We start from the raw sequence: 9,606 nt of genomic DNA on the forward strand, positions 1-9,606 counted from the left end.
TGACTCGTACTAATCTACACAGCCCCCACAGAAGCCACAAACCCCCAGCTCACAAGTAGTTTCTAATCAACCATTCGAGCAAGCCCCAACCAACCGGCCAGGCCAAAGCGGAAGATCTGCACCTGAAGCACCATTCTCCACAGCAGGAACACCAGGAACAGAGCACCCACCACAAGCACCACTACTGAGTAGATGCTTGGAAGCACGCCGGCAAACACACCCAGCCCGATGCCCAGCAGAGGAATCCAGAGAATTCTCTTTCCATCAGCCAGGTCTGCCAACAACACGATCAGTGGCATGAAGATTCCGACGATGAGGATGTGGAGAAACTCCCCATTGAATACGTATATATAGGCCGGTGCGAAAACAATTGCGGCAACCGGACTGAGCAGCGACAGCAACAGGGCCTGCTTCAACCACCCTTCCCGTGTGTTTCCGAAGGCAACCCATTGACGCAGGGTTCCTCGCAGCGTTCCGTTTACTCCCCGGAAGACCCCAAGCAGAACGAAGAGAACGAATGCCAAGGCGGCAACACCCGCCTTCTCTTCTTCCCGTTGAAATTCATTCCATCCCCAGATACACACCGTCACGCTGGCAAAGCTGATCCAGATATCCCGCCACACACGCAGATGAATCCCGCGGAGAGTACCCGGCTTCTTCAGCGCTTGTTCCTTCTCCGAAGCCCGGCGCGGATTACGCAAGCTTCGGAGGAAGGCAATGAGAAGTGGAGCCAACACCGGAACCAGATGGATCTCCATGATCATCCCCATCACCAATGACGTGGAGGAAAAGATGAGAGCGAAACCCCAGATCAAGCGTCGCCGGTGTTGTTGCCACAGCCCCCTACTCAATCCCAGGACCAGATAGGTTTTTTCATCAGGCTCCACCCGCGCCACGAAGAGGGCGACAAACAAGGAAGCAAAGAATATCCGCCAGTCCCCCATGAGGAAAGAAGCAACGGTAAAGACCACCAGCACCGCCACAGATAGCCACTCAGACTTCAGGTTGAGTAGACGGAACACCTGTTTTTGATCAGCGATCATCATTTCGTCACCTCCATGAGTGCACGGGCTGATTCATCCAGGCTGACGGTGGAGACAGATACACCAGCGGCATCCCAGAGATCATCAGCCACACCAGGCCACTCGCGTAAGTCGAGGACGGCACGGCGGGCACCGCCGATGCGGGCGTCGGCAAGCAGGGGTGCGGGGAACTGCGCCAAGGTCGCATCCACCGCCTCACTGGTGCCGGTGATGGCCAGGACCTCTTCGGTGAGTCCGGTGACCGGTCCGCTGAGGACGAGCTGGCCGGCGTCGATAAGCGTGATGGTGTCCAGGAGGCTCTCCGAGTCGTGGAGGTGATGGGTGGCGAACACGATGGTGGTACGGCCACGTTCCTCACGCAATGTTTCATAGAAAGCGTGGCGTTTGCTCACGTCCAGGCCGAGATAAGTCTCATCCAGCAAGGTCAACTCACAGTTGGCAGCGAAGGCGTATATAAAGGACAAGGCTGAACGCTGACCGCGTGACATCATGCCCACCAGAGTCGACTCGGGCAGCGAGAAACGTTTGACCAGTTCCTCAGCCCGCTTCTGATCCCAGGTGGCGTAGCGCGCCTGCCCGAATTCCAGGAGTTTGCGCCCACTCCATGAATCCGGCAGGGGGACATCGATACCCATCAGTACAGTGCGTCCCAGAGTACGGGGATTGTCAAAGGGATCCTCCCCGAACACCTGCGTGCCACCCTTGGCATCGACCTGTCCCGCGAGCACCCGCAGCAGCGTGGTTTTACCCGCACCATTCATACCCACCAGCCCATGGATCTGACCGGCCTCCAGCTGCAGGCTGATGTCCTCCAGCACTGGTTGCGCAGATCCGTACCCCACGGTCATCTGATTCAGGGAGATCATTTATACAGTCCTCTGCTTTCTGCGATCTGCTCGAATAGGTTCTGGACATCTTTTCTTGAGATCCCCAACTTCACCGCCTCATCCACGAGGGGGACCAGGAAGCCTGCGGCGAATCCCTCCTGGCGCCTACGCAGAATGATGCTGGAGGCCTCTTCGGTGACGAACATGCCGATGCCTCGCCGCTTCTCCAACACTCCGGAATCCACCAGAAGAGAAAGCCCCTTGCGTGCTGTTGCCGGATTGATCTGATGAAAGGCCGCCAGTTCATTGGTTGAGGGTGCGCGCTCCCCGACTTTCAGGGATCCGTCCACGATGCTGTCCTCCAGCAATAAGGCAATCTGCCGGAACAGTGGCACGGTGGTTTCATCCATGAAATCCATTCAGCACCTCATTGGTTGATTACTCATGTAACTAACCTTAGGTTGCGTGCCACGTCACCGCAAGGGCAAAAAGACCGCTGTTACGACACCCGATTACACCCTTTGCAAAACCCGACCCCGGTTTATCCACCGCAAATAGACGCATTATTGCTGAATAAGGCATGCTTAGATGAATAGATTTATAACTCAACAGAATCGGAATTAGGAGCCATGCTTGAACGCACACAGGTCTTCGTGGACACGTCGTACCTACTCGCAAGCTTTTATAACTCTTGGGAGACAGGCGCACGCGCCCAATTAGAAATTGATTTACCCGAGGTAGTCGGGGTCTTAGGAAGGATGATTGAAACACAACTTAAACAGCCTGTTCAACGGCAGATGTGGTACGACGGAATCCCAGATTCCGGGCCACATCGTTATCAACGCGCGCTACGCACCTGCGACGGCGTCCAGCTCCGTGCTGGGCAGCTGATCGAATGGGGCGAACGCCGCACCCAGAAGGCAGTAGACACCCGCCTGGTCGCTGACCTGGTGCTGGCCGGTGTCCGCGGACAATGTTCCGACATCGTCTTAGTGTCCGGTGATGCCGACATGATCCCGGGTGTCCAGGAAGCTGCCAACGCAGGCCTTCGCGTGCACCTCTACGGCTTCGGTTGGGATTCCATGTCTTCCCAGCTGCGCCACTGCTGTGACACCACCACCATCCTGGATCCGCGGGAGGACTTCGCTGATTGCATGCAACTGCAGGTTCTCGAGGGGCCGGTGGCTCCGACCATCCGCGTGAAGCCAATTGGCGATGCCGAACCCATTGAGGAACTGGGCCTGACCCCGGTCCCCAATGCCGAAGGCGTCATGGAGTCCACCTCCCCACGTCCCGGGGAACCCTCCGAACAGGATGATGAGCGTCTCTGCGAAGCAACCAGTGCGCTGGATAAGCGCGAAGACAGTCTCAACGACAAGCCTGATGCACCCGAGACTGCTGAAACGGACACTGTTTCCAGTACCGGTGAACCAGCCCCGGCCGGCTCCACCACCTCCACCGTTGATTCCACTGCAGCAGACAACCAGCAGGCCAGGCAGCAGACATCCCGGGAAACTCCCGCGCCTGCTGCCGCTGCCAAGCCCGCCAACAAGCCTGCCGCCATGCCGTCCACCGTGGCCCCGGCAACACCCTCTCCGGCGTCGCTCAGCAGACCCAAACCAGCATCTGCGCCTACGCCTGCTGCAGCTCCTAGCGATGACCGTACTGAAGAATCCCTGACCAGCGAGGGCGCCACCACAGCTGCTGAGGAATCCTCTGCTGTTGAGGAACAGGTGGAGCAGGCCAAGCCCAAAGGCCCACCAAGCCCATCCATGATGGCGCCACGTCGTAAGCTGCGTTCCCGTTATGTTCCCCTCCCCAATGAGGTGTGGGCATCAGCCGGGTTCCAGACCCCTTATGATGTGGGCCAGCAGTACGCCTCCTGGTGGTTCGACAATGCTGCCACCACCGATCAGAGGGATCAGGCTCATCTGCTCTCCGGCGGTGGGCTGCCTCCGGAGATTGACCGCCCGCTTCTCCAGTTCGCCTGCGAAACCCTCCATGAGTACACACTCACCGAGGGCCAGCGTGTGAGCCTGCGGGATGGCTTCCACTCTGGAATCCGCGGGGTTCTGCTCAATCTGCGAACTGAGTAGCACCCCGGTCTCTCACATCAGAGTCCTCATGTAATAGTTCAAGGCCGCCACCTAGTTTTCAGGTGGCGGCCTTGAACTATGTCTTTATAGTGCGGTTATTTCTTGGTAGCGCTGCCGTCAGCCTTATCATCAATGGCGGTGCCGGTGTCTTTTGCGACGCTGTCCGCAGCTGCAGCTTCAGTAGCAGACCCAGTAGCAGACCCAGTGGCAGGGTCAGTGGCGGATTCGTCGACAAGCTCTTCAGCATCGACTGGTTCAGAACCCTTGTTCAACTGGCCGGCTGCACCGGCTGAGGAACCTGCACTCAGTCCGGCTTCGGCACGGAGCTGCTCCAGGCGGGCAGAGGCACGCATGTCGGTGCCGGTTTTCTGGATTTCCGCCATCCGGTCACTCACTGAGTTCTGGGTGAGTTCCTGCGCACCGAGTGCATCGGCGTAGCGGCGTTCGATCTTCTCACGGACAGCATCCAGGGTCGGGACGGAATCATCATTCTGACCGAACTGGTTGAGGGAGTCCATGGACTTGGTGACAGATTCCTGCATGGACGCCTGGTCAGCCTGCTGCCGGAGGGCATCAATCTGTGAGAGCTGGTCCTTGAGACGCATCTCCGATTCCTTGGACTTGCTGGTTGCATCCGCAGCGGCGGACTTGGCCTGGTTGTGCAGCGCGGTGGTTTCCTCCAGCTGCTGTTCCACAGACACCAGCTGGGAAGCGAAGACCTCGGCAGTGTTGTTGAACTCCTGCGCCTTGGTGGTATCGCCCTCCTGGGATGCCTTGTCGGCGAGCTGGATGGCCTGGCGTGCCTTGTCCTGCAAGGAATCGCGATCCTTGACCAGGCGGTCCAGCTTCATCTCCAGCTGCTTCTGCTGACCGATGAGCTGCGAGGCCTGCTGCATGATGTCATTGTGCTGCTGCTTCGCAGCGGTGACAGCCTGCTGGATCTGCACCTTCGGATCAGCATTTTCATCAATCTTGTTGTCGAAGGAAGCCATCAGATACTTCCAGCCCTTGCTGAATGGATTAGCCATTGTCAGTCACTTCCCAGGAGTTCGTGGTTTTTATCGTTACTGTGCCCACGAGTCTACGTAAAACCACAGGCTCTGCCCGTCGGGATAACCCCTGAAAATTCCCCGGTCTTCCCCAGACCCTCATGAAACAACAACGTCCTGACTCCTCCACAGCATGCGGGGACGTCAGGACGTTGGGGGCCTTGCCCTCATCTATCAAGGGGAAAGGGTGTTGCGACACAGGCGTTGAGCTTAAGCTTCGCCTTCGGCGGTGTTCTGCTCTGCGATCTGGCGACGAACATCTTCCATGTCGAGCTGCTTAACCTGCTTGACCAGATCATCGAGTGCTGGTGCAGGCATGGTGCCGGCTTCGCGGTAGACCATGATGCCGTCGCGGAAGATCATCAGGGTGGGGATGGACTGGATCTCCAGCGCTGCGGACAGGCTCTGGTTGGCCTCGGTGTCCAGCTTGGCGAAGACAGCATCCGGGTGATCACCGGAAACCTTCTCATAGGTTGGGGCGAACTGGCGGCAAGGGCCGCACCAGGAAGCCCACGCGTCTACGAGAACAATGCCCTCACCGGTGACGGTTTCTTCAAATGTGTCTTCGGTTACATCAATCGTTGCCATTGAAAACTCCTTATAAATGTTTGTATGGTCGGTATATAAAGACCAACTCAAAATAGGCCGTGGGCATTCCCATCGTGGGCAATATCCAGCCCAGATGGGGGCCCTCAAGCCCTAACCTGACCCATGGAACATCGTACCTTGCAGATGTTGAATGGTTTGGGCATCAGTAGCATCAGAAGATCGGAAGGATCGTTGTTGTGAGCACCAAGAATTACTCAGTTGAGGGCATGACCTGCGAAAAATGTGTCACCTCCGTCGAGGAGGAAGTCTCTGAGGTCCTCGGCACCCAGCGCGCAGAGGTTGATTAGGAGACCGGTCGCGAAGCTGTCACAGGTGAGGGCTTCAGCGATGATGACATTATCGCCGCTGTAGAGCGCGCAGGCTATAAGGTGACGCAATAATCTCAGGTGGCTAACCCCCTGCCCCGGCACTTAATAGTCGTACCTATGCCCAGGTCAGCCCCATAATTGGGGGACCTGGCCGGTTATAGAACTGTTAGTCTGGCCACTTTTCCCGCCCCTTTCCAGGAAGGGGGGCGGGGTTTTTCATCCCCGTACACCCCTCCTGCCCCACAATCCCCATGATTTCACCGCCGTGACCACTGTGGCCCTATCACAGAGGGGGTGATCGCATTCCCGGATTGTTTCCATTGCAAGAGTAGAGTTCTGGCTCATGAACTTAACGCGCAACGACAGGCTGGATCGTCTGCCCGTCACGTCTAAACATAAGAAACTTCTCGGTGGCTCCGGCATCGGCTGGGCCCTAGACGCCATGGATGTCGGACTAATCTCCTTCATCATGGCTGCACTGGTCACCCATTGGGACTTATCTGCCACCCAGGCGTCACTGCTGGGTTCCATCGGCTTTGTCGGCATGGCTTTGGGAGCCACCTTTGGTGGACTGCTGGCAGACAAGCTGGGGCGCCGGCAGGTATTTGCCCTCTCCTTGCTCATCTATGGCTTGGCGACGGGCGCTTCTGCCCTGTCGGTATCGCTGGCCATGCTGATGGCCCTGCGTTTCATCGTCGGCCTGGGCCTGGGTGCGGAACTTCCTGTGGCCTCAACGCTGATCTCAGAATTCTCACCACGCCGCATCCGTGGCCGGATGGTGGTGATCCTCGAGGCATTCTGGGCACTCGGGTGGATTCTCGCCGCGATCATCGGCACCTTCGTGGTCACCATCGGCGACAATGGCTGGCGCTGGGCCCTGGCCCTGGGCTGTGTCCCCGCCGCCTATGCCATCTATGTTCGCCTCGGACTACCGGAATCAGTGCGCTTCCTGGAGAGTCGGGGCCGCCATGATGAAGCCGAGGCCATCGTGGTGTCCTTTGAACAGCAGGCCGCTCTTGAAGGAAAACCTGTTGCTGACCTGCCGGATACAGATGATCGTGACGTTGCTGCCACTGGATCCGAATCCATCTGGGCGAAGAGCCTCCGCAGGCGCACGGCTGCGTTGTGGATCGTCTGGTTCTGCATCAACCTGTCGTATTACGGTGCCTTCATCTGGATTCCATCGCTACTGGTAGCTGATGGCTTCACCCTGGTGAAGTCTTTCCAGTTCACGCTGATCATCACCCTGGCCCAGTTACCGGGTTATGCGGTGGCAGCGTGGCTTATTGAAAAGTGGGGCCGCAGGGCCACTCTTGCTACTTTTCTGGCTGGCTCTGCAGTGTCCGCAGCCATGTACGGCATGGCGGATATGGAATGGCAGATTCTTGTTGCAGGTTGTTTCTTGTCATTCTTCAACCTGGGGGCATGGGGCGCGCTGTACGCCATCGGACCTGAGCTCTATCCCACTCATGTTCGAGGTACCGGAACAGGCGCTGCAGCGGGTTTTGGCCGCATTGCATCCATCATTGCACCACTGATTGTGCCACCGGTCATCGCCTTCGGCGGACCCGTGATGCTGTTCGCATTGTTCTCCTCAGCATTCGCCGTCGCGGCGGTTGCTGCGTTTACGCTGCCTGAGCAGAAGGGTAAAGCTCTCGCTGATTAGCACTGTGGGAGGTGAGATCCTTCCACCAGGTCTTCAGATGACCCACGATGCCACTCTGGTTGTCGTGGGTTTTGAAGTCTTCGAGGTTGCGTGGAACGTTGGCGATAACCGTGGCACCGCCCTTGCGGGTGACCACGATGTCTTCGCGCAGCTGCACGGTGTCGGGGTTAAAGTTTCTTGATGTCATCTGCTGCCTTCCTTAAAATCTCGATTATTTTCTCTTCATTACCCTCCGGGGTCGCCTTGAGTAGATCCCGGATCTTGTAGAACTCACTTCTGATGTTGAATACTTCAGATTCCCGCGAGGCCGGATCGCGGTAGGCCTCGAGAATGCCACTCCATGCGGCACCCTTTTCAGCCACAAGCTGCTGGCCTTCTATTGTCAGGCGGGCCATCTTGCGACCGGATTCAGTGCTGATGGTGATCAGGCCTTCATCCTCAAGCATGGAGAGTGTCGGGTAGATGGCGCCCGGACTGGGGCTCCAATTACCTTCGGTACGTTCATTGATGATCGTGATGATCTGATAGCCGTGCATTGACTCCTGGCCCAACAGGGACAGAACCACATGCCGTAGGTCTCCCCGTCCTGCACGTCCACCGCGGCCCCGTCCGGGGCGCCGGCCATGACCGTGATGATCCCGGTGCGCATGTTTGCGGCCGGGACGCTCTCCGTGGGTTTCATTATTAAGTTCTTGGGTGTGATGAAAATGTCGGTTGCGCATAGCGTCTACCTCTCCGCAGTTCAGCGTGACTCGTGATGAATGCCGAAAAGTTAACGATATATCTCAACCTATCGTTAAGTCAACGATAGTGACTATCATAAACCATAAATGCTGGTCAGGCTATGTCGCTAAGGCTTGCCATACATAGCTTAGGCTGTGGTTAGTGACCCGGGATGCAGTGGAAATTCAAGTGTGTCGCAGAATACCCACCCAGAAAACAGACCCAGAAACACAAAAAAGCGGCGACCACAACTGGTCGCCGCCCCCCTCTCAACTGGACTTCTTAGCGCTGCCTTAATCCCGGATTTAACCGCGCGCCATATCCACAAAACGTGAATAGTGAAGCTGGTGCGCCACCTGAACGGTGTCAATCGGGCCACCACGGTGCTTCGCCAAGATGATGTCCGCCTCACCCGCACGCTCATCATCCTTGTCCTGGGAGTCAGGACGGTACAGCAGCATGACGATATCAGCGTCTTGCTCCAGGGAACCGGACTCACGGAGATCGGCAAGCTGCGGACGCTTATCGGTACGCGCTTCCGGACCACGGTTCAGCTGGGAGATGGCAATCAGGGGAACATCAAGCTCCTTGGCCAACAGCTTCAGCTGACGGGAGAACTCCGAGACCTCCTGCTGACGGGATTCCACGCGCTTGCCCGAGCTCATCAGCTGGAGGTAGTCCACCACGATCAGTTTCAGATCATGCTTCTGCTTCAGCTTCCTCGCCTTGGAGCGGATCTCCATCATCGTGAGGTTTGCCGAGTCATCGATGAACAGAGGTGCCTTGGCCACCTTGTCCAGGCGCTGGACCATCTTCTCCCAGGCCTCCTCATCCATCTTTCCACCACGCATATCAGACAGACGGATCTCGGTCTCTGCAGACAGCAGTCTCATGACAATCTCCGACTTCGACATTTCCAGGGAGAAGATGACAGAGGCCATGTCGTTTTTGATGGAGGCTGAACGCATGAAATCCAGTGCCAGCGTGGACTTACCCACACCTGGTCGGGCCGCCACGATGATCATCTGGCCACCACGCAGACCATTGGTCAGGTCATCCAGGTCCTTGAAACCGGTGGGCATACCCGCAGCCAGACCACCATCAGTGCTGAGCTGCTCAAGTTCCTCCATGGTTTCGCCGAGGATATCGGCAAGGACGGAATAGTCCTCGCTCTGATTCTTCTGTGAAACGGCGAAGACTTCCTGCTGGGCACGGTCGATGACAGCATCAATCTCCGCGCCCTCATCACCTTCATAACCCAGCTGGACAACGCGTGTGCCTGCGT

The 9,606-nt window shown here is 57.3% G+C and carries 10 protein-coding genes and 1 pseudogene; 3 read left to right on the forward strand and 8 right to left on the reverse strand.

The annotated features are described in order from the left end of the window. Window positions 1-62: 62 nt before the first annotated feature. From Q0M74_RS11005 to Q0M74_RS11015, 3 genes are read right to left on the reverse strand one after another with little or no spacing between them, the layout of a single operon-like run. Window positions 63-1,046 carry a hypothetical protein gene (locus Q0M74_RS11005; RefSeq protein WP_293954388.1) on the reverse strand — a complete coding sequence of 328 codons (984 nt, stop codon included), beginning with the start codon at window positions 1,044-1,046 and terminating at the stop codon, window positions 63-65. Then, entirely contained in the window at window positions 1,043-1,909 is an 867-nt protein-coding gene (locus Q0M74_RS11010) for an ATP-binding cassette domain-containing protein (RefSeq protein WP_293954390.1), read from the reverse strand. The genes Q0M74_RS11005 and Q0M74_RS11010 overlap by 4 nt, the downstream gene beginning before the upstream one ends. Next, window positions 1,906-2,280 (reverse strand): GntR family transcriptional regulator, encoded by a 375-nt coding sequence (locus Q0M74_RS11015; RefSeq protein ID WP_293954392.1) that lies wholly within the window; start codon window positions 2,278-2,280, stop codon window positions 1,906-1,908. Before Q0M74_RS11015 ends, Q0M74_RS11010 begins: the two co-directional genes overlap by 4 nt. 219 nt (window positions 2,281-2,499) lie before the next feature. On the opposite strand from Q0M74_RS11015, the gene Q0M74_RS11020 reads away from it, so the two are divergent. Next, a complete protein-coding gene (locus Q0M74_RS11020) occupies window positions 2,500-3,966 on the forward strand; it encodes an NYN domain-containing protein (protein WP_293954395.1) in 1,467 nt (488 codons plus the stop codon). Between the two features lie 95 nt (window positions 3,967-4,061). On the opposite strand, the gene Q0M74_RS11025 is transcribed toward Q0M74_RS11020, so the two are convergent. Together Q0M74_RS11025 and Q0M74_RS11030 are read right to left on the reverse strand one after the other, a co-directional pair. After that, entirely contained in the window at window positions 4,062-4,994 is a 933-nt protein-coding gene (locus Q0M74_RS11025; RefSeq protein WP_293954397.1) for a PspA/IM30 family protein, read from the reverse strand. Between the two features lie 231 nt (window positions 4,995-5,225). Next, entirely contained in the window at window positions 5,226-5,603 is a 378-nt protein-coding gene (locus tag Q0M74_RS11030; RefSeq protein WP_293954399.1) for a co-chaperone YbbN, read from the reverse strand. Window positions 5,604-5,800: 197 nt separating this feature from the next. Here Q0M74_RS11030 and Q0M74_RS11035 point away from each other — a divergent pair. Continuing rightward, a pseudogene (locus tag Q0M74_RS11035) lies at window positions 5,801-6,004 on the forward strand (heavy-metal-associated domain-containing protein). Between the two features lie 271 nt (window positions 6,005-6,275). After that, a complete protein-coding gene (locus tag Q0M74_RS11040; protein ID WP_293954402.1) occupies window positions 6,276-7,598 on the forward strand; it encodes an MFS transporter in 1,323 nt (440 codons plus the stop codon). Here Q0M74_RS11040 and Q0M74_RS11045 read toward each other — a convergent pair. The 3 genes from Q0M74_RS11045 to dnaB all read right to left on the reverse strand — a co-directional run. Beyond that, window positions 7,558-7,785 (reverse strand): hypothetical protein, encoded by a 228-nt coding sequence (locus tag Q0M74_RS11045; RefSeq protein ID WP_293954404.1) that lies wholly within the window; start codon window positions 7,783-7,785, stop codon window positions 7,558-7,560. The two genes, Q0M74_RS11040 and Q0M74_RS11045, sit on opposite strands and share 41 nt — an antisense overlap. Beyond that, complete coding sequence (locus Q0M74_RS11050) at window positions 7,766-8,320, reverse strand: PadR family transcriptional regulator (RefSeq protein WP_293954407.1); 555 nt, start codon at window positions 8,318-8,320, stop codon at window positions 7,766-7,768. Before Q0M74_RS11050 ends, Q0M74_RS11045 begins: the two co-directional genes overlap by 20 nt. Window positions 8,321-8,626: 306 nt before the next feature. Next, window positions 8,627-9,606, reverse strand: a 980-nt coding sequence (gene dnaB, locus Q0M74_RS11055) for a replicative DNA helicase (RefSeq protein WP_293954410.1), incomplete at its 5' end; no start/stop codon positions are given.

The sequence above is a fragment of the uncultured Corynebacterium sp. genome (assembly GCF_945649885.1).
Classification (GTDB): Bacteria; Actinomycetota; Actinomycetes; order Mycobacteriales; family Mycobacteriaceae; genus Corynebacterium.